The sequence below is a fragment of the Pseudomonas rossensis genome, from assembly GCF_039888995.1.
In the GTDB taxonomy this organism is placed as follows: Bacteria; Pseudomonadota; Gammaproteobacteria; order Pseudomonadales; family Pseudomonadaceae; genus Aquipseudomonas; species Aquipseudomonas rossensis.
This window is the reverse complement of record NZ_JBBWCB010000082.1, coordinates 1-21,284: the sequence shown is the minus strand read 5'-3', so window position 1 is coordinate 21,284 and position 21,284 is coordinate 1. Positions and strand designations below refer to the sequence as shown.

13 protein-coding genes are annotated in these 21,284 nt (G+C 57.9%); 5 read left to right on the top strand and 8 right to left on the bottom strand.

Annotated features, from left to right (window positions below; all coding sequences use genetic code 11):
* Nucleotides 1-196: 196 nt before the first annotated feature.
* A complete protein-coding gene (locus WLY71_RS20250; protein ID WP_347804957.1) occupies nucleotides 197-592 on the top strand; it encodes a GFA family protein in 396 nt (131 codons plus the stop codon).
* A 31-nt stretch (nucleotides 593-623) separates the two neighbouring features.
* Entirely contained in the window at nucleotides 624-1,790 is a 1,167-nt protein-coding gene (locus WLY71_RS20245) for a winged helix-turn-helix domain-containing protein (RefSeq protein WP_347804956.1), read from the top strand.
* Nucleotides 1,791-1,902: 112 nt separating this feature from the next.
* On the opposite strand, the gene WLY71_RS20240 is transcribed toward WLY71_RS20245, so the two are convergent.
* The 4 genes from WLY71_RS20240 to WLY71_RS20225 all read right to left on the bottom strand — a co-directional run bounded on the left by WLY71_RS20240 (nucleotide 1,903) and on the right by WLY71_RS20225 (nucleotide 7,157).
* Entirely contained in the window at nucleotides 1,903-2,523 is a 621-nt protein-coding gene (locus WLY71_RS20240; protein ID WP_347804955.1) for a tyrosine-type recombinase/integrase, read from the bottom strand.
* Nucleotides 2,524-2,834: 311 nt separating this feature from the next.
* Entirely contained in the window at nucleotides 2,835-3,722 is an 888-nt protein-coding gene (locus WLY71_RS20235) for an alpha/beta hydrolase family protein (protein WP_347804954.1), read from the bottom strand.
* Nucleotides 3,723-3,753: 31 nt separating this feature from the next.
* Nucleotides 3,754-4,644: an MBL fold metallo-hydrolase gene (locus WLY71_RS20230; RefSeq protein WP_347804953.1), complete on the bottom strand. Its 891-nt coding sequence runs from the start codon at nucleotides 4,642-4,644 to the stop codon at nucleotides 3,754-3,756.
* Nucleotides 4,645-5,267: 623 nt separating this feature from the next.
* The gene (locus WLY71_RS20225; RefSeq protein ID WP_347804952.1) at nucleotides 5,268-7,157 is read right to left on the bottom strand and encodes a bifunctional DedA family/phosphatase PAP2 family protein; all 1,890 of its coding nucleotides are present in this window, start codon (nucleotides 7,155-7,157) and stop codon (nucleotides 5,268-5,270) included.
* 499 nt (nucleotides 7,158-7,656) lie between these two features.
* Between WLY71_RS20225 and WLY71_RS20220 the strand changes: the two genes are divergently transcribed.
* The 3 genes from WLY71_RS20220 to WLY71_RS20210 are packed head-to-tail and all read left to right on the top strand — an operon-like array spanning nucleotide 7,657 to nucleotide 9,336.
* Nucleotides 7,657-8,202 carry a PAAR domain-containing protein gene (locus WLY71_RS20220; protein ID WP_347804951.1) on the top strand — a complete coding sequence of 182 codons (546 nt, stop codon included), beginning with the start codon at nucleotides 7,657-7,659 and terminating at the stop codon, nucleotides 8,200-8,202.
* A gap of 10 nt (nucleotides 8,203-8,212) precedes the next feature.
* The gene (locus WLY71_RS20215; RefSeq protein ID WP_347804950.1) at nucleotides 8,213-8,995 is read left to right on the top strand and encodes a hypothetical protein; all 783 of its coding nucleotides are present in this window, start codon (nucleotides 8,213-8,215) and stop codon (nucleotides 8,993-8,995) included.
* Nucleotides 8,980-9,336, top strand: coding sequence for a DUF7079 family protein (locus WLY71_RS20210; protein WP_347804949.1), 357 nt, complete (start codon nucleotides 8,980-8,982; stop codon nucleotides 9,334-9,336). The genes WLY71_RS20215 and WLY71_RS20210 overlap by 16 nt, the downstream gene beginning before the upstream one ends.
* Before the next feature lie 193 nt (nucleotides 9,337-9,529).
* Here the strand turns inward: WLY71_RS20210 and WLY71_RS20205 are convergent, their stop codons facing one another.
* The 4 genes from WLY71_RS20205 to WLY71_RS20190 form a co-directional block, all read right to left on the bottom strand.
* The gene (locus WLY71_RS20205; protein WP_347804948.1) at nucleotides 9,530-10,954 is read right to left on the bottom strand and encodes a sensor domain-containing diguanylate cyclase; all 1,425 of its coding nucleotides are present in this window, start codon (nucleotides 10,952-10,954) and stop codon (nucleotides 9,530-9,532) included.
* 194 nt (nucleotides 10,955-11,148) lie between these two features.
* Complete coding sequence (locus WLY71_RS20200; protein ID WP_347804947.1) at nucleotides 11,149-11,439, bottom strand: hypothetical protein; 291 nt, start codon at nucleotides 11,437-11,439, stop codon at nucleotides 11,149-11,151.
* A 401-nt stretch (nucleotides 11,440-11,840) separates the two neighbouring features.
* Nucleotides 11,841-12,566: a Crp/Fnr family transcriptional regulator gene (locus WLY71_RS20195; RefSeq protein WP_347804946.1), complete on the bottom strand. Its 726-nt coding sequence runs from the start codon at nucleotides 12,564-12,566 to the stop codon at nucleotides 11,841-11,843.
* Between the two features lie 76 nt (nucleotides 12,567-12,642).
* Nucleotides 12,643-21,189 carry a GH36-type glycosyl hydrolase domain-containing protein gene (locus WLY71_RS20190; protein WP_425589942.1) on the bottom strand — a complete coding sequence of 2,849 codons (8,547 nt, stop codon included), beginning with the start codon at nucleotides 21,187-21,189 and terminating at the stop codon, nucleotides 12,643-12,645.
* Nucleotides 21,190-21,284 lie beyond the last annotated feature (95 nt).

Below are 21,284 nucleotides of genomic sequence, written 5' to 3'. Positions count from 1 at the left end.
CAAATCAAACAGCGTACGCCGACATGCCAGCAGCATGTCCGCCGGTCGCTCCTCGCCGACTCCGGCCATCCGCGACCAGTTGCAATCGACCCAAAGCTGCCCTTCGTCCATATGAGATACCTGAAGTTTTGGTAAGGCACTCTTCCAACAAGTACTGCATTTATGTACAGTGTTTATTTCATTTTGAGAGAAAGCCATGCTTAAAGGTAGTTGCTGCTGCGGAGCAGTGAAGTTCTTGGTGTCGAGTCCTCCAACAATGATGGGAACATGTCACTGCTCTCGTTGCAGAAAGGTCGGAGCAAGTACCTTCGTCTTCGTAAAGCGCTCATCGTTCGAGCTGATTTCCGGCTCGGACTCCATCACCACCTTCAAGCCTGAAGCACCTTATAAGTACAACCGATGCTTCTGTTCGCACTGCGGAACAGCATTGGGCGAGGTGACGTCAACCGCCGAGTCGTTTCCCGTGGCTGCGAACTGCATCGATGACGCATTGACCATCACCAATCTCTTCCATGAGTTCGTCAAGGAAAAGCCAAGCTGGTACGACATCTGCGACAGCGCCAAGCAGTTTCCGGAACATCCACACCAATAAGACGGTGCGCGCACTCGACCAAGGCTTGAACGTGGCAACTCAATCTAATCCAACTTATTGGCGGCGACTGGCTCTGGATCATCAAGGACTAGGTTCGAGCAAGGCATTTGGCCATGGTCTTGAGGGCACGCTCCGCGCGATAGAGCATTTAGGTTATGTGCAAATCGACACACTGTCTGTCGTTGAGAGAGCACATCATCACATCCTATGGAGTCGCGTGCCCGGGTATTCCTTGGACTATCTCAACCAACTGACGTGTGCTGGGCGGGTTTTTGAGTATTGGTTTCACGCTGCCGCTTATCTGCCGATACAAGACTACCGTTTTGCATTGCCGCGCATGCTGTCTTTTCGGCGTGGTGAGAGCCCCTATTTCAGGAATGTCGACGCCAAGTTGATGACGGAAATCCTGGATCGGGTGCGAGGTGAAGGCATGCTGCGCACACGCGACCTCAGAGAGTGCGGCAAAGGCAAGGGTTCATGGTGGGACCATGGGCCTGGCCGACGCGCGCTTGACAAATTGTTCATGCAGGGCGATTTGATGATCCGCGAGCGCAGGGGCATGGAAAAGCTCTATGTGTTGCCTGAGCAATTGTTGCCAGATGGCCTGGATCTTCGAGAACCGTCAGCCGGTGAGATGGCTGCCTATCTGCTTGACAACACAGTCCGTGCCCATGGAGTCGTCACCTGGAAGCAGCTGATGCACTTGCGCACCGGACAACCATTGCGCAATGCAATGCGAGAGCTATTGCAGACCCGTGTGGAGACAGGCGAATGGGCCCGCGTGAATGATCCAGCGATGCCCGACGCCTATGTCATCGCACAGGAGGGCGCGGGGTGTGATGCTAAAGCCAGTGCGGAAGTCCATCTGCTCTCGCCGTTCGACAACGCTGTGATCCATCGTGAACGCTTAGCGCAATTGTTCGGTTTTGGCTACCGGCTCGAAAGCTACGTTCCTGCGGCTAAACGGGTATACGGCTATTTTTGTCTGCCGGTCCTTTGGCAAGGAGATTTTGTTGGTCGAGTCGACTGCAAAGCTGACCGAGCTGCAAATCGCTTTGAGGTCATCAGCCTGCATTTGGAGAGTCGTGCAATGCATGCCGCGCGGCTTCCAGCATTGCTGAATGACGCATTAAACAAGCTTGCCAGCTTCTGTGGCTGCGCTTATGTGCCGCGCGACTTGTTAGATGAAGGGCTCTGATTGTTTTACCTCGGGAGTGCCACGGGCGGCTTCTGGCCGATAGTCCTTCAGTCTCGAATGTCCAATTTGGGTCGGATAGCGACGGTCTGGCCTAGACCGTCGCAGTGGATGGTCAGACTTCTGTCTGCTCTGCCATTTCCAGAGCATCGTCGACCTCGATGCCCAAGTACCTGACAGTGCTTTCGAGCTTCGTATGACCAAGCAAGAGTTGGACTGCTCTCAAGTTCTTTGTCCTGCGATAGATCAACGATGCCTTGGTTCGCCGTAGCGTGTGAGTACCGTACATGGTCGGGTCAAGGCCAATGGCTGTTACCCATGCTTTGACTATTCGAGCGTATTGCCTGGTGGAGAGATGATCTGAGCCATGCAACCGGGTCGGGAACAGGAAGTCCTCACTGCAAAGATGGGCCTGATGCATCCAAGCCTCCAGAACCGTTCGTGTTTGCTCAGTAATTTCAAACTGCACTGGATGCTGAGTTTTCTGCTGCATCACGATGGCCCGTGACGACACATGCTCCCCATGCGCTATGTCTCGTACTCGCAGCTTGGTTAAGTCACAGGCACGCAGTTTGCTGTCGATGGCCAAGTTGAAGAGAGCCAGATCCCGTGTCTTCTCCGCGAGCTGGAGTCTGACCCGGATGGCCCAGATATCTCTGACTCGGAGCGGGGCTTTCTGCCCGACACGCTCTCCCTTGTTCCAAGGCTGATGGCTGTATGTATCAATAATCTTCATGGTTTGTCCTCCACGTTGAGGGAGGACAAGGGTGGATCAGTCACGTTGCGTGGTGGTCGCTAACCGACCCAAAGCAGTCAGTCATGAAGGGCAGAAAACGGCCGTTTTTGTTGATTCGACTGAGACATGGAACGGTTCTTTTCCGGTCAACGTCTGAGTCCAGGTGCCGTTGCGTGGTCTTCGTGTTGACGCTCACGCATTCGCCGAACACGGTCACGTCATACGGCTTTAGCGACTAAGCCCCTTGCCAGTCGTTAGTCAACGGCAAGGGACTCGTTTCAAGCAACTTGAAATAGTCGGGGATACCGGGATCAGCGAATGTGTTTCTTGACGAAGGTAGCGGTAATCGAAATCAGCTCGTCGATCTGCTTCTCGTCTTTGGTCATGTTGAAGGCGTGATCCATGGGCCGGACAAGCAGCTCATGTTCTCCGGGGTGATAGCTGATAAAGCTTTTCCCGAGGGTTGGCTGCGGAGAAACGATGTCGTCATTAGTGCCGACGGCGACGAGCAGTGGCCCCTTGTATTGGGTGATCTCGGCGGCGGCATCGAGGGTCATCAAGCTGACAAAGAACGCGGATTTAAGCTTGACCTCGCCACCACCAGGTACTGCCAGTACGACGGGGGTGTCACCGCTGTGCAATGCTTCCTTGATCTTCTCGGAGCCCCACAGCAGCGGGAAAGCGGCTCCCATATTGGTCGCAGGGTTCCAAAGTGCGACCGCGTCGAGTTTATGCGGGGTCCGTCCTGCTACAGCAGCACCAATTGCTCCGCCCATGCTCCATCCAACAAGCGCCATGCGGTTGGCGTCGACGCGCCCGGACTTGGCCAGAAAGTCGAGCGCAGCCAGCCCATCCTCAACATCCGTATCGAGTGTGCCGTCGGTCTTTGCACCATCACTGTCGCCATCAAAACGGTAATCGATACGGAGGCTGGCAATGCCTTGTTCGGCCCAAAGACGTGCGGCCCGGGCAAAGATACCTTCATTGACGGCCGGAATGATCCCCTCATCCCTACTGCCCCCGAAACTGTGAAGTAGCAGAATTACCGGGGGCTTCTTAACGCCGTCGGGCAGGTTCAGGGTGCCGACGACGTTCATTCCCTCAACGGAGAAGGTGACTTTTTCTTCAGCCGCAAACGCGAAATACGGGGCTGTAACCAGGCTTGCGAGAAGTACTATACGGGTCAATAAAGTAGGCATGGGGGCGATCCTCAGCTAGACGGGTAAAGGTTTAATTCTTGGGCTGGGGGGCGTCGCCCGAAGATGCAGTCGGCGTTCCGAGCAGTCCGATAGCGCTGTACCAGAGCGGTCCTTGATTGATGCGGTCGGGGTGGAGTTCGATCATCTTGTCGAAGAACTCACGTGGGGTCGGCTTCTCGGCGAGTAGTTCTATGGCATCCAACAGGTACTGGCGGGTCTGCTCCAGAATGACTGGATCATCGGCACGATTTTTCTGTTTGTGCCCAGCAATAACGATGCGCGGTTTCAAAGCTTCTACTTGGTCAATCGCCTTGACCCAAGCTTGGAGCCCCCCGTTGCCGCCTTCGAGGAGATATTGGTGTACACCGTTGTAGGCAACGTCGCCGGCCACCACCAGTCCCATGGACGGCACATACAGCACCGTGGTGTCGTCAGTATCTGTATGACCGACATCTATGGCCTGGATGGTATTGCCCTCAAGTGTGAAGCCTTCAGCAGGTATCGGTTGAGCAATAACATCGGTCTTTCCAATGAGCCCGGGAAAGTCCTTGTCATATACCTTTTCGCGTCCGACAGTGGCCTGCTGGTGCATGAGCCGGATCGTGCCTTCGGTGGCATATACAGTGGCCCCTGGGAACCGCTCGAGGATCTGTTCAGTGCCGAACCAGTGATCGCCATGTCCGTGGGTCACGTAGATGTATTTCAAGTGCTTACCGGATTGCGCAACCCAGTCGCTGACCTTTTGCGTTTGCTCACGGCTCATTGGCGGATCGATCAGCACAGCGTCGGTTTTCCCGAAGATCAGGGTTGAGGTGATCGGCGATGAAACGATGCGATCACCATTGGGTAGGCGTTTATCGCTCGCCCTAATTACCCCGTCAGTAACGAGTACTTCATAGGACAATGCCGAAGGGTGGGACATATCGTTCTCTCCTGTACTTTTCGCTGCTGCGGACTCGGCAGCGCCTGATAAGCAGGAGGCCGTGACCAAGATAGTGGTGAGCAGTGCTCGAATGGAGTTGCTGGGCATAACTGACCTCTATCTAGTGAAGTGGGACGGAGGTTGGACATCTACTTGCGTTGCCGATGTCAGATGCAGCATTGATCGAACCATTAGCCAGGAGTGTAGATTAGTGCTGGGAGCATGAGTCGGTCCTCGATGCGACGCAGCTTCGACCGCTTATGGCCGAGACTGTGTAAAAACGTTTTCAGCGCGATTGGAGCGCAGTGTTGGATTGAAAATCGCGTTTCTACGCAAAATCCAGATCGGCTGAACAGCCGATAATTTTCAGATTTCGCATAGACGCGCAAACTTCAATTGTGACGAAGCGTTTTTACACACTCTCGGCCGTTAGGTGCCTGTCAGGAGGTGCAGCATTCGACCCTAGACGGTCATTCATTTCTGTTTTTCACCGTGGCGAGCTAACAGGACCTGCCCATCCCAATCCGCATCTGCCGTTCCTTCGGTCCGAGAAAGGAGCCGCCCACCGTCAAGTACGGCCGCTAGCGTTCTCCGCGGTGCATTCGCATCGGGCTGTGTTGACGTCAAGGTGACGAGGGATAGTGGATGATAGAAACGCTCTTCGACAACCGAGCCAATCCACAGCGGCATAGTTCGCCCGTTTGTGAGCTCGAAATCGACGACCCACAAGCGAAGCACCAGCCGCGAACCGTTAGGTGCGTCAGCGCTATGCGGTCGAACGAGAGTCCCAGACTGGGAAGGCGACCACTAGCGAAAAGAGGAATGACCGGAAGATCGGCAGGGTCAGCCTGGGCGGTAAGCCAATTCAGGGTATTCAACAGTGTCCATGCCGCCGAGGCGCGCCACTCGCTCCGTTGCAGGACATGTTGCAGGTCCTGCAGGCCACCGGCCCATTGGAACGTCAGCGGCTCATTCGTCTCGCCCGTGAGATCGATACGCCGCGCCGGCAGTTGCTGCCAATCCGACGCCCACCAATCGGTGGCGGCCATGGTCGGCGTCCCCACCTTGACGACATAACGACCGCTGTCCGTCGCATGGCTGCGATAGATATTGAAGCCGCCGGCAAGGATAAGTGCCGCACATCCGAGGGCAAGCAGCCCCCCTGACCCAATGCGCTCGGCCTGCCGCCGCAGGTAGAACAGGCTGAGTAGCGCCAACCACGCGGACCCGAATGCCAGTCCCCCGAGCACGTCGGAAAGCCAATGCGCACCGAGGTAGAGGCGCGAGAATGCAATCAGAAATATCAGGGTGGCTGCGCCAATAGCGACCGCGAGCCGCCGTGCCGGGCGGATATCACGCGCGATGAGAAAGGCGAGGAAACCGTATAGCACGACATTGATCGTGCTATGGCCGCTGGGGAAGGAAAAGGCACTCCACCCGGAATAGATAAGCTCTCCAGGGCGAGTTCGATACAACGCTACTTTGATGACAATGTTGAACACCGAAGCGCCGGCGATTGCCACCAGCCAATAGGCTGCTGTACGCCAGGCGCGTTTCCACATGAGCCATAGCAAGACAGCAATCGTGACCGCCACCACGACCTTGGTGTCACCGAGTTCTGTGATGGCAATCATCACCGCATCGCCTAGTGTTGTGCGTAGATCCTGGAGGGCGCGGTATATCGCGCTGTCTGCGAGCAGCAACGGGTCACCGCTCACGACGTCTTCAAGGACACCGAAGAAAAGCCAGGCTGCACCGACGAGAAGGACAGTCGGTAGTGCGAGATCCCGCGCTTCGGGCCGTGAAGGATCGAGCAAGCTGGTAAGTCGCCGGCTCAACCAGGTGTCGTGGGTGCCGGCCCAGCTCCGTAGCCGCTCCACTCCGACGATGAGGTAGGGGATGCCGTGACGCAACGTCCAGCGCACGATAAGCAGGACCGCCCAGCCCGCCGCGACTAGAATGGCCAGCAGGATCGCGAGCGGCTTTGCGGCCGCACCGAGAATGCTGAACGTTGCGCCGACGAGCACACCGGGCAGGATATGCGACGGAGCCCAGGCGAGCGCCGACGCGACATTGACGGCATAGAACCGACTGACCGCCATCCCCAGCGTGCCGGCAAGGAGCGGAACAAAGGCGCGGACGCCCGGTGTGAAGCGCGCGAGAAAGACACTTTTGTCGCCATGACGGGTGAAAAAGGCTTCGCTGCGCTGAATCAGTTTGGGGTGCCGGTTCAGCGGCCAGAGACCAAGAATCTCGCGGTGGTATCGGTGCCCAAGCCAGAACGAAAGACCATCACCCGCGATCGCGCCTGACGTGGCGGCGACCAGCATCGGCCAGAGCAATAATATGCCGCTCGGGACCAGGGGGCTGAGCGCGAGGATCACGGCGGTGCCGGGAACGACGACACCGATGATCGGGATTGACTCGGAAAGTGCCAGGAGAAACACCGCCAGATAGGCGACATGCGGGTGCGCCGTCAGGAACTCGATGATCGATGAGATCAAGGACGTCATATTTCGCGGGCTGCCTATAGAATATCAGTGATGAGGCGATCGACGCGCGTGTCTGTAATTCCCGGCTGCACAATCAGTTTCCGCCACAGACTAAGCATAGCTACTCATTTGCTATCGCTCCGTCCACCGGCTGCTTTTGGCCCAGAGTGTGTAAAAACGCTTCGCCAAAATTGAAGTGAGCGCGTCTACGTTAAATCCGAAATTTATCGGCACGTCAGCAGATGTGGATTTCGCGTAGAAGCGCGATTTCCAGTCCAGTTTTGAGTACCTGTCGCGCTCAAAAACGTTTTTACACAACCTCGGCCGATTGCTGCCGTTGACCTTTGCAATCAAATGCAGCTTTTTCTTCACTCCATAGTGAATTCTTGGTTCAAGCGCTGATCAGTTCATGCAGGCGCTGATTGCTGATCATTGCATGCACCCATCATCACGGAGATTTCTAATGGGCGATCTGTTCTGGTAGGTTACGACGCTCACACGGATTTGACAGGAGGTCATAGTGGCTAAGCCAGCAGCGCGTAAGAGTGATCCATACAGTTGCCCGTTGCCGGGGCACGGTACTAATCCCATTGCGGCAGGCTCTCCCGACGTGTTTTTCGACGGACTTTCCGCAGCACGTCAAGGTGACACCTGCACGTGCTGCAGTGCGCTTTCATCAGGGCTGTCTTCGACTGTGTTCATCAACGGCAAGAATGCCGCAACCATCGATACTGGCGGCACCCACGGCGGCGTTGTAGTTGGCGGGTCGGGGACGGTGATAATTGGCAGTACCCATACAGCCTGCGAGTTTGTTCCTCCCTCGTTGTTGGCGGGTTACGCAAGCTGGATCGGCTTCAGAATCCCTGTTGAAGAAAGCTATGAGGGCTTATCGTGCACCGCGCACTTTGAGGACGGCTCATCGCTCCCCGGCGTATTCGATAAGGACAACGCTGTTAGATTTTCGAACCCATCGGGCACAACGTGCGTGATGCTCAAGTTTGAAGAGCAAGCATCCGCAGAGGCGCCCTCGCTCACCGAGAGCCTATTGAACCAAATTCTAGGATAAGGACCATCCTATGACAGAGCCGTACATTGTCACCGGCAGCTATGTTGTTCAGCGTGAGCACGCCTTGCAAGACTCGCCCCTCGATAGGGCGTTAGAGTTGATGGAGGGCACTGCGCTAAGGTTTTCGCTGGATGCCATCTCTGATGAAAAAATTCGGATGAGTTACCTCAAAAATATTAAGCGCATGTCTGAGCAAACATTTGCTGATGTGAAAGCTGGAAAGATCACGGCGCAAGAAGGTGTGGCGTTCGGTCATGAAATGCGAAACAAAATTTTGATGGAACATCGCAAATGGACCTCTGCGCAGGGCCTGGCGGTTGTCCAAAGGAAGAAAAAAGACGGCAGAACACTAAAATGGCTTTTGGATCGTTACTCTAACGATCTCTTCAAAAAGAGCTACGAAAGCCTTTCAGCCGCAGAGCAGAAGAAGGTTCATTACACCATTTTGGAAGCCGCCGGCCGGGACGATGCCAAGTTCACGCAAGGCACTAAAAAAATGATGATCATGGGCAAACTCGGCGTTCTCGTGACCGCAGCCCTGGCGACATATCAAATCCTGAACGCTGAAAACAAGCCCAAAGAAACGGCCCGGCAAGGCATCATCGTCGGTGGCGGTGCGCTAGGCGGCGTACTAGCTGGGTTTGGCGTCAGTGCGTTGTGTGGCCCTGGAGCCCCGATCTGCGCAATTGCGGTGGTCTTGGTGGGATCGGTCGCCGGTGGCGTCGCAGGCGGAGTGGTCGCGGACTCGCTGGATGAGGAACTGGAGGAATTTTCGCATTGGGACATTTTCTAACCGAACCACAACTGACAGACGTCAGAGCCGCACTGTCCGAACCATTTAACTATTTTCCGACCGATTACGACTACATCGCGCGCCAGGTCAAAGGCGTTGATCCTGACGTACTCTACGAAATCTTTTATTCAGAAGTGGCGCCCGTGTGCTTCTCCAACCTTTCAGCAGTCTTGCCCACTGTCTGGACAGGCTTTGACCCCGACTGGCTCAGAGCGAGGATTGAGGAAAGGCTGGCGGCGCGGGAGCGTAATTGGTTACGCAGGCAGTTTGATAAGGTGCTGGTCCGATGGCTGCAATACAACTACGACTACATGTGGAAGGAAATTGCCCGCAGACTTTGAACCCGAAAGCTCAATGGACTATTTACTCGTTGAACATTATGAAAAACCTCTGACCATTTCTGGCTGCTTTCTGCTCATATTGATTGGCAGCTTCTGGCCGATTGCTGCCTGTCGCGATGGGCAACAATCGATCAACACCCCTTGCCTAACGCCCAATGCTGTGGCGCAAAGCTGGGTATCGGTGCCGACGCTTTCACAGCGATTGGAGGCTGGTTTTGATGGTAGTGACTACACGGTTACGGCCTTCGTGTTTAGCGTGATACAGGCGTTGATCGGCTGTACGCAGAATGGCCTCGATGGTGTCGCCGTCGCGGCCAGATTGCGATACACCGATGCTCACGGTGACCACGGTTAACCGCTGCAGGCCATGAAAAGAATTATTTGCAACGGTGCTTCGCAGACGCTCAGCGATTACGTGCGCGCCTTCAAGTGAAGTCTGAGGTAGCAGTATCATGAATTCTTCCCCGCCCACTCGGGCTACGCCGTCATACGGCCGGATCGAATCGAGGCATTTCTCCACGAAGCTCTTCAGGATGTCATCGCCAACCTGATGCCCGAAGCGATCGTTGATGGACTTGAAATTATCCAGATCGAGTGCCAACACGGAGAACGGCTCACCGCCGCGCTTCGTCCGGCCAATTTCGACTTCGACCCGCTCCATGAACCGACGCCGATTATCAGCGCCAGTCAGTGGATCGGTCGCCGCAAGATGCCCGAGTTCTTGATTGGTGCGCTGGAGTTCCTGCAGGGCGCTCTCGGTATACGCCATCGCTTCGGCAAGACGCACCATCAACTCCTCTTGGCTGTAAATCTTCGAGAACGACCTCGTGGTGAGGAACGCTTGCACGACCCCATAGCTCAACATGAAGAATCCACCGGCGAAGATCGCATGAGCGAGCCACCACATGTGGTTCCACGGACGTGCAAGGATGAAGGCAAGCGATGACAGCGCGAACGCGGTGACCGAGATGACAAAAATCATCATCAGCGGCGAACGGATACGGCGCAGCAGGAGTATTGCCGCGGTCAATGCGGAAAGAATGAGCGCACCACCTTCCATCGAGAGGCGCACCGCGAGATTGCCGGCGATCGATGAATTCGCGACGTACGCCACTGCCACATCAACCAGCAGGAACAGTCCTATCCAAGTCAACCACGGGCGGGCCTTCATTCGTTGGTCCGCAGCATCGGGTGGGCGGTGGTACGACAGCATTCCGACTAACAGCAGAATCGACATGACCAGTCGAGAGGCCGGTCCATAAAGCAGGAAGAGCCAGATATTGTGGTGTGCTTGCCCGGTGAACGCACCATGCAACGCGTAGATCAGTACAAAACCGAGAAAACCAAGCGTCATCCATCGCAGCAGCGGATCTCCCGATGACTGATAGCAGCGCCAGGTTACGTAAGTAACAAACAGGCCCGCCAATGTGGCTGCCGTGATCGCAATGATATGGAACAGGTGGTGTTCGAAAATAAGGGTGGGGTCTTGAAAGACGTATAAGTAGCCAATCAGATAGGCCGGAACAAACGCAAATCCTGCGAGCAGCAAGTAGGCATAAACCTTGACCATGAGGCGGACGGCTTCAGGTGGCTCGCCGCTGGCGATGAGATTGCTCATGGTTCCCTCCAAGTTGAAATCTATTTAGCCAACACCGGTCCGGTGTTGGCTCCAAAGCCGCCTACATGCCAACGGTCCCTCGCATCATTACGCAGATAGGGGATGGACCGACCTATGGCATTTCAATATTAGACTCCTTGCCGATTTCTGCTGCACAAGCAGGTAAAAATGTTCACGCGAACGCAAGGGGCGCGCTAATTGATCTGCACAATGACCGGGCCTTCCGTTACGACCGGCGGGGTCGCGTGGATGTGCGAGGCGTTTTTCTGAATCCAGTCGCGAGCGACTTTCATGCTCTCATCGGTGCCGGCCTTGTCCGTGCAAACAGTCACCGACATACCGCCATCACCGAGAGGTAGCAGTGTGTAGCTTGCGAGGCCAGCCACTTTTCTGAGGGCAGCTTCGACGTCGGCCTTTTGCTTTTCTAAAACATCGAAAAGCTGCTTTGCACCAGGACCTGAGTAGGTTCTTATGACCGCATACATAGTCGTCTCCCCACTTGAGTTTCAGTTCGTACCGATTTGTTGAGCTTAGTCAAACGCCGGTGACAAGCGAAATGCAACGACCACCGGCAGCTCCTGGCCGATTGCTGCCTATCGCTCTTGGCTGCTACTAGCCAAGAGCTGCCGCGCGCACATATCTACTAAAGCGGGGGATTCGCGGGAAAGGTGGTCTGTCGCTGCCTGCGATATCTTGGTGACGCTGAGTTCGGGACTACGCTAAAGCTTTGCGGGTCATTGATCAATTGTGACCCACTGTTTGCGCTGCATCCGTCCCTGGATCGCTTGTTCACCCTATTCTTATGCGGGGTTGGCGGGAGCAGTATCCGCTCGCTGACAGGTTTAAGGGACAGCCGGTATTGCCGCCGGCAATCAATTCGAACGCATCACTCGTCCTGACGACGGGTGTAATGCAACAGCCGATCGGTTTCGGTCTTGACCACCTGGTAGCACTCGCAGCTGAGCCGTTCCAGGCGCGCTCTATCCAGTACCGTGATCTGGCCTCGGCTGTACTCGATGACGCCTTGACGCTGCAGTTTGCCGGCCGCTTCCGTGACGCCTTCGCGGCGCACGCCCAGCATGTTGGCGATCAGCTCCTGGGTCATGTTCAGGCGATTGCCGTGCAGGCGATCCAGCGACAACAGCAGCCATCGACACAATTGCTGATCGATCGAATGATGGCGATTGCACAGGGCGGTCTGTGACATCTGCGTGATCAGCGCCTGGGTGTAACGGAGCATCAGCAGGAGCAGATCGCCATGACGGTTGAACTCTTTCTTGAGCTTTTGCCCAGGCAGGCGAAATGCACCACCGGCACTTTGCACCACCGCCCGACTGGATGTGCTTTCGCCGCCCATGAACAGCGCTATGCCGATCAAACCCTCGTTTCCGACCACGGCGATTTCGGCTGACGAGCCGTTTTCCGTGACATGAAGCAGGGAAACGATGGCGTCGGTCGGAAAGTAAACGTGCCGCAAGGTGTCCCCCGGTTCATACAGCACATCGCCCAGCGCCAGACTGACCTGCTCCAGATGCGGAACAAGGCGCTGGAGGTCGACGGCCGGTAGCGCCGCAAGTAGATGATTGTGGCTTGGATTGGGGGAGGCATGCATGACAGAGTATCCGTGGCGGAACAGGGACGTGCCCACTCAGGGTACTCCCATGCACGCCATGGCTGGTGATCAATGTCTATTCATCGGCGGCATGCTCGTATTCCAGCGCCTGAGGCCTGGGTGACCGGGCGCGACAATCTACCCGAACCCAATGCTCCAGAACGCCGTCATCCAGTGTCAGCGCAGAGTCACTCAATGGCTGGCCATCGAGGGTAATGGAGGTGATGTTCGAACTGCCCTGACGCACATCAAAGTGGTAGAGGGTTCTGCCGAAGCGGTAGTGCAAGATGAAGCCCGGCCAGTCGACGGGTATCAGCGGTTCGATTCTGAGCGTGCGGCCGCTGCGTTGAACGCCCAACAATGACTCGACAATCAGCCGGTACATCCAGCCGGCAGAACCGGTATACCAGGTCCAGCCCCCTCGCCCGGCATGGGGCGCGGCGCCGTAGACATCCGCGGCCATGACATAGGGCTCGACCTTATAAGTATCGATTTGAGCGTTGTTGGCAGGGGCAGCGGGGTTGATCAGATTCAGCAGTTCCCATGCTTTGCCGGCTTCACCCAACTGCGCAAACGCCATGCCCGCCCAAACGGCAGCATGCGTGTACTGACCTCCGTTCTCGCGCACGCCAGGCACGTAGCCCTTGATGTAGCCGGGGTCCAGGGCGCCCTTGTCAAATGGTGGGTCAAGCAGCAATACGGCGCGGATGTCACGTTTGATCAGATGCTCATCCAATGACTGCATGGCCTTAATCTGGCGGACGGCAGAGCCGGCCCCTGACAGCACTGACCAGCTTTGAGCAATAGAATCGATACGACATTCCTCATTGCTCGCCGAGCCGAGCATTTGTCCGTCATCGAACCAGGCACGGCGATACCAGGCGCCGTCCCAGGCAGCTTGATCGAGGTTGCGTTGCAGTGTCACCGCGCTGTCGCTGCAGCGTTTGGCAAATGCGTGATCACCGTGCAGGCGAGCGGTCACCGCAAATTGCTCCAGCACCTGATAGCTGAAGAAGCCCAGCCAGACACTTTCACCTGCACCCAGATGGCCGACGCGATTCATGCCGTCGTTCCAGTCACCAGAGCCCATCAGCGGCAACCCGTGATGACCGCGGCGCAGGCTGTGTTCGATGGCGCGCACGCAGTGTTGATACAGGGACTCTCGCAGGGGCGATACCCCGGGGAGGTCATAGTAGGACTCTTCGCCGGTCCCCAGTTCTCGTCCTTCCAGGTACCCGGCGGCCTCTTCCAGTACACCCACGTCTGCGGTCATTTCGACATAGCGGTTGGTGGCGGCCACCAGCCACAAAAAGTCATCGGAGCAGGTGGTGCGAACCCCTCGATTCATCGGCGGGTGCCACCAGTGTTGCACGTCGCCTTCCATATACTGATGGCCGGCGCACAGCAACAGATGCGCTCGCACGGCTGCCGGATCGGCATGGATCATCGCCATGCTGTCCTGCAGCTGATCGCGAAAACCGATGGCGCCACCTGACTGGTAGTAGCCGCTTCGGGCCAGGAAACGGCACGCGATGACCTGATACATCAACCAGCCATTCACCATGACGTCGACCGCAGGCGCGCCTGTTTCGATACGAATGGCCCCGAGCAATGAGCGCCAGTGTTCCCGTACTTTCTGCAACTCCTCGGCGGCCACCAGGCTGCCCCGATAACGTTGCACCAGCTGGGTGGCGGCGTTACTGGAAGACGCCGCCCCCAGGCGCAGAATGACTTCCCTGGTATCACCATCGCCGAGTTCGATCGACACTTGCAGGGCGGCACAAGGGTCCAGACCGCCCCCCATGCGCCCGGACAGACCGGCGTGCTGCATCGCTGCCGGTGAGGCCAGGGTGCCACTGCGGCCAATGAATTCAGTACGGTCACCGCTGACACCGTGATCGATCGTGTCGGTGTCAAAGAACGCCACCCGCTCGGAAAACTCCACCGAATAGGCGTTGCGGGCGAAGAAGGCCCCGCTGGCGGGATCCGATTGGGTGACCACATGCATCGCCGATTTGCTGCGCAGGTCGCCCAGCACCCATTCCACATACCCTGTGACCGACAATGACCGTTGGCGTCCCGAGCGGTTGCTCAACAATAGCCGCGAGAATTTGATCGGCGCATCCAGCGCCACATAGATCCATAGCTCGCTGTAAATGCCGTCTTCTTCATGTTCGAACACGCTGTAACCGAAACCGTGACGGGTCTGGTACGGGCCTTGTCCGGGGCAGGGTTGAGGCGCCGCAGACCAGAAGTGCCCGGTCTCTTCATCGCGCAGGTAAATGGCTTCGCCGCTGCGATCGGTGACCGGGTCGTTGTGCCAGGGCGTCAGGCGAAATTCATGGGCGTTTTCGGCCCAGGTATAGGCACTGCCGGCTTCCGAGACCACCGTGCCGAGTTGTGCATTGGCGATCACGTTAACCCAGGGTGCGGGTGTCGGATTGGGCGCGAGCCCGGTGATGATGTACTCACCGCCATCGGCGCTGAAGCCGCCATATTCGTTGCTCAAAAGCAGGAAGGGACGGTTCGGTCGTACCGATGCCGGCCGAGCTTGAAAATGCCGGGTCGCCACAAACGACGCGTGCACCGGTGATACTTTGCGGCGATGAATCTGTTCGGCCAGGCTGCCCAGACCTTCGCTCAGCACCAGCCGGGCAACCGAGAGGAACAGCACGCGATCTTCATTCGACATCTGCTGCGCGGGGCGCACAAAAATCCCGCCCGGACGATCCAGCAGAGTGGCTTCACTGCCTGAGGTGATAAGGCCCAGGATCGCGTCCTGCAGTTGCTGGCGATAACCCGCCTGATCTTCGTTCCAGATCAACAGATCGACCACCAACCCTTTTTGCCGCCAGTAGGCGTGGGCCTGAATCAATTGCTGCACCAGGGCGATATTGTCCAGGCTTTGGATTTGCAGCAAAACGATGGGCAGGTCGCCGGAGATGGCCTGACCCCAGAGTCCCGGCTGATTGCGGCGATTGGCGATCAGCACCGCATGGTTGGCGCGCATCGAGGCGTTCGCATAAAGCAGCGACGAGGCCATCTGCTCGAACAGACGGGCGTCGGACAACGAGGCGTTGAGCTGACGCAGAAGCACCTGGCTATGGGTCCAGGACAGGTCGAACACCCGGTCGGCGAGGTGGCGGTCGCGGTATTTGTTGATGAGATAAAGGCAGTCATCACGGCTGTCGGCGACACCGGTTACCAAGTCGATGGTGGCCTGTTGGCCGGGTTGCAAGGTAATCCTGCAGCGAATCGCGATCACCGGATCGAGCACCGGGCCTGCACTGCCTGACAAGCGCTGGCAATTGGCATCAAGGGCGGCAGGTGACACAAGGCTGCGTCCTCGGCCGATGAATCGGGCGCGATCGGTTTCGTACGAGATCGCATCGATGTCCACCCCGTGTGCCGCCAGCAAATGGCACATCCACGGCGTCGGCTCATCGCTGGCCCGGGGTCGGCGGCTGCAGATAATGGCCTGAAGCGCAGTCAGTAATTCGGTCTGCACGAACAGCTTGCTGAACGCCGGGTGCATCGCGTCGTTGACCGGGGTTGTCAGCACGACTTCGGCGTAGGTGGTGATCTCCAGTGTCTTGGCCGATGACGCTCGGTTGGTGACATGCAGGCGGCGCAGTTCGATGTCGTCTTCAGGTGAGACAACAATCTCCAGGTGCGTGTCGAATTCCAGGTTGCGCGCACGGAACTCTGCACGGGAATCGCAGAAGATCGCCTCGTGGCTCTCGGGTTGATGCATAGTCGGTTGATGCGCAGCCGACCAGACCGTGTTGGTCTGGACATCGCGCAGGTAGCAGAACATCCCCCAATTGTCCTGTGAGGTGTCCTCCTGCCAACGAGTGATCGCCATCTCATTGCGGCGGCTGTAACCACCGCCGCCGCTGGTCAGCATGACATGGTAGCGACCGTTGGAAAGCAATTGCACGGCCGGACGCTTGCGTCCTGGATCAGAGAACACCCGAAGCCCCGCATCCTGACCTTGGCCAACATCGCCGAGTACGGGCGACTGTGTGGTTTGCAGGTACGGCGCGGTGGATTTCGGCACCCGCTCCTGTAGCAGCAGCAGGGCTGATCGCAGCGCCGGGTCGGCCTCGAATCGCCCTTGCATGGGTTGATCGAGCAGTCGGCTGGTCAAGGCCAGCAAGCTCATGCCCTGGTGGTGAGCCATGAACGACCGGACCACGACGAAGTGTTGGCCACGCGGTAAGCGGGCCTCGGTGTAATCCACTGCTTCATACAGACCGAAACGTCCAGCAGAGCCTTGCAGGGCGAGGCGTTGCAGGTTTTTACAGGCTGCATCGGCATCGACCATCAACGCCAGGGCGCTGGCGTAGGGCGCTATCACAACGTCATTGCTCAGCCCGCGCTGGAGCCCCAGGGCCTGAACGCCGAAGGCGCGGTATTGATAATTGAAGTGCGCGTCGACGGTGGAGTAACCCGATTCCGAAACGCCCCAGGGAATGCCCAGCCTGTTGCCCTGTTCGATCTGTACCGACACGGCGGCGCGGCAAGTCTGGTCTAGCAGGCTGCCCTCGAAGTTGGGCATCACCAGCATTGGCATCAGGTATTCGAACATCGAGCCCGACCAGGACAGCAACGTCGGTACGCCAGCGTTTTCACTCAGCAGCCTTCCCAGGGTGAACCAGGCGCGTTGGGGGATTTGTCCTTGAGCGATGGCCACGTAATTGGTGAGCCGCACCTCGGACGCCAACAGGTCGTAGTAACCGGTGTCGAGCCTGCGCTCCTCGGCGTTGTAACCGATGACAAACAGGTCACGCTGGTTGTCGTAAAGCAACGAGAAATCCATCTGCGCCAGCGATGCCGCTGACAACGCCAGACGCTTCACGGTTTCCAGACGCTGCTCGGCGTCACTGCGGACCCGCTCGATTTCAGGGTGGTGGTCGGTGGCCCAGTCGGCGGGGTTCAGATCTGCCAGTTGACGCAAGGTGCGAGGCGATTCAATCGTAACCAAGGGGGCAGGGAGGCGATAGCGCTGCAGTTCTTCTGTCCAGTCGATGCATTGACGCGTAAACGCTTCTCGCCAGTAGAGGCTTTCCTCGTCGGTGTCCGCTTGCTTGTCTGTGACCATGATGCGAACCGTGTGCAGCAGGTCTGCCAGCGCCTCAGGGGTCGCAGCTTGCGAGACCGGTTCAAGGCCTTTTCTCAGTTGCAGGGCGAATTCATCCGACCCCGAGGCGCGCTGGGAATCTGCAAGGATATCCAGGGTATCGCGCAGGCCCTTGATCACGGCAGGGCCGAACATCGGGGCGTCTGCAAGCTGCGCAATGCCGGTACTCAAGGTCAACAGCAGGCCCGCCAGGTTACCGCTGTCGACGGTGGAGACGTAATGCGGACGCAGCGGCTCGAGGGTCTGCGTGTCGTACCAGTTATAGAAGTGCTGCCGATAACGCTCCAGACTGTCCATGCTGTCCAGCGACGCCGCAAGCCGGGACAGCAGCCGTTCGGTGCTCAAGTAACCGAAATCGTGAGCGGCCAGGTGGGCGAGCAGCGACATGCCCATATTGGTCGGCGAGGTGCGATGGGCAATGGCCGGCCTGGGTTCTTCCTGCACGTTGTCCGGTGGCAGCCAGTGATCCTGAGGCCCGAGGTACTGATCGAAGAACGCCCAGGTTCTGCGCGCCAGCAACCGCAGGAAGCGCAAGTCATCCGTAGACGGTGCGAACACCGACTGCTTGGGTGCGGAACTGAGCCACCAAGCGATCCAGGGGCCCGCTAACCACGACAGCAGCAGCGGACCGGCGATGGCCAGCGTCTGCGGATCCCTCGCCAGCAGGGCCAGTGAGATCAGGGCCGACACCGGCGCGATCCACATCTGGCAATACAGGCCTGACAGCCGGTTTTCGGTGGTGCGCTCCACCTCGCGCGAAGGCTGCCATTGCAAAAGCCGGCGTCTGCTGAAGCCGATTCGCCAGAGCGAGCGCAGGATGGCGTCGGCGCTGTAGAACATCTCGAAGGGCAGCCAGGCGAGCGTCAGACCAGTCCGGGCGAGGTCTTGTACTAGATCACCCAGCAGCGCCCTGAGGTATTGTCCATAGGGCACATCGACGGGGGGCTGCATCAGATCGGTCACCGCTCGGAGCAACGGTTGAATCACCATCAACCCGATGACTGTCAGGGTCCAGTTCATTGGCTGACTGCTGGCAAACCAACCCCATGCAAACATCAGCAATAGCGCCAGCGGTTCCAGGCTGCGTCGCAGATTGTCCAGAATCTTCCAGCGTGCCATGACGCTCAGCCTGTTGCGCACCCACTTGCCGTCGGCGTTGCGCGCCCAGGGCAATGTCCACGGCAGCAGTTGCCAGTCGCCGCGAACCCAGCGATGCCGTCGTTTGACATCGGCACCGTAGCGCGAGGGGTATTGCTCGTAGACTTGCACGTCGCTGAGCAGGCCGGATCGTGCATAACACCCTTCGATCAGGTCGTGGCTGAGAATCTGGTTATCCGGCAAGCAACCTTCCAGGGCGCAGGTGAACGCGTCCACGTCGTAGATGCCCTTGCCGATGAACGAGCCTTGCTGGAACAGGTCCTGGTAAACGTCCGATACGGACCGAGTGTAGGGATCGACGCCGGCATCACTGCCAAACAGCCGGGCGTAAATAGAGCGCGTGGCGCTGGTCAGGCTGATGCCCACTCGCGGTTGCAACACCGCGTAGCCGGAAATGATCTGCTCGCCGCCACTGTCGAACAACGGACGATTCAGCGGGTGCATCATGGCCGCCACGCATTGGCGGGCGACATCGCGCGGCAGCAGGGTGTCGGTGTCCAGCGTGATCACGTAACGCACCCCGCGCAATGGCGTGATGTCGCCGACGATGGCGTTGAAGCGCTCCAGTCCATGGCCACGTAAAAGGGCGTTGAGTTCAATCAGCTTGCCGCGTTTGCGCTCGTGGCCCATCCACACACGTTCGCTCGCGTTCCAGCGACGCGGCCGATGCAGCAGAAAGAATCGGTCGCTGAGTCCGTCCGCGTATTTTCGGTTGAGCAGGGTGATTGCACGGGAGGCCTGTGTGAGCAGCTCGGAGTCTTGCGGCTGAGTCTCATCAGGTGCATCCAGAAAATCGCTGAGCAACGCGAAATACAGGTTGTTGTCGCGGTTTGCGAGAAACCGCACTTCAAGACCTTCCACCAGTTCATCCACATCTGCCGGGCTGGCGATCAGCGTCGGGATCACCACCAGGCTTCGCGCGCCATCGGGTATACCGTTGGCAAAATCCATCTTTGGCAGCGTCATTGGCAACAGACTGAACGTCACCAACCAGTTGATCAGGCTGATCGCCAGTCGGCTGGTCATGATCAGACAGGGAATCGCCATCATCAGAAGCGCCGCATCGGGCATCCCGTCGCGTTGCGCAGAGGCCAGTAAAGGCCAGGCGAAGATGAGCGTCAGAAAAGCCACCGGCGCCAGATAAAACATCAGCGGCGACTGCTGCAACAACCGTTTCCAGCGCTCATGAAGCGGCACCCGGGCGTTGAGTCGTCGCTCTAGCGTCGGCAGCCCAGCGCTGATCAGGTAATACCCGACATGCCGGGCCAGCAGTTCGCAGGGGACTGAGGCGGTTCCGGCTGCGGCGAGATTGATCGCGGCGCGGGCGACCTGGATTTCCGAGTGCTGGGGGCTTCTTCGGGCAAGGCGTTCTATGACATGCCGGTAGCTGTCACGGGTACTGAAATCCATCGCCCGGTAAATTTCTGCGGGGTCTTCATAGAGAATCTGCTCGACATGACTCATCGACTCGACGAACTCGCGCCAGTCCGTGGCGGACAAGAGGCGCAAGCTGCCGATGCTGTTGCCAATGGACACCTGATCCGCTGCCTGTTGTTGCGCATCGAGCTGCACCTGGCGTTCGATGCTGGAGCCTGTCTCACTCAGCATCTGCTCCATCCAGTTCAGCGCCAGGGCCAGTGCTGCGCTTTGGCCCTGCAGGCGGCGGGTGAATTCGGCGACAAAGGCGGCGGTCATCGGCGGTGCGGAGCGGGCCATGTCGGCAACAGTCAGCACCACGCTTTTGATGTCTCGTTCTGAGGTTTCGATCAGGTGTTCGGCCCAGTCATCGGCCAGATTGCGCTCGTCGGCGTTTGCCATGACCCTCGAGGCCACTCGCCGCAGGTTTTCGATCAACGCCAGACGCAGCATGATCGGTATCGCCCACAGTTCGCCCAGCGCAAGTGGCATCACTGTCTGATAGGAAAAAATGAAGCGGCTCAGACTTTCCTCATCGACCCGACCGTCACCATGGGAGATGGTCTCCAGAGCGATGTCATAGACTCGAGGCAGCCCCGCGGACGGGCCGTTGATCAGGCGTGGCAACTCACGGCTATAGCCTTTGGGCAGGTGCGTTCTGGCGGTGCGAATGTTTTCCTCGACCAGATAGTAATTGTCCAGCAGCCATTCCGCTGCCGGAGTCACTCGTCGGCTGGACACTTGCGCGTTGGCCAGCGCCGTGCAGCTGCGTTTGAGCAACTCCTCGTTATCATCGAGCCTGGGCAGCATCGAATCCCGTGCGGACAGCGTTGTCAGGCGATGCTGCCCGGCCAGGGTGATGCCGTGACTGGCCATCTGATCGGCGCTGAAAAGCTCCGAGCGCAAAATGGGCTCGTATTTGAATCGGGGTGGGGGAAACAGACGGGTTCGCCATAAGCCGGACGAGCGGGAAAATACCTTCTGTAGGCGTGTCCATATGC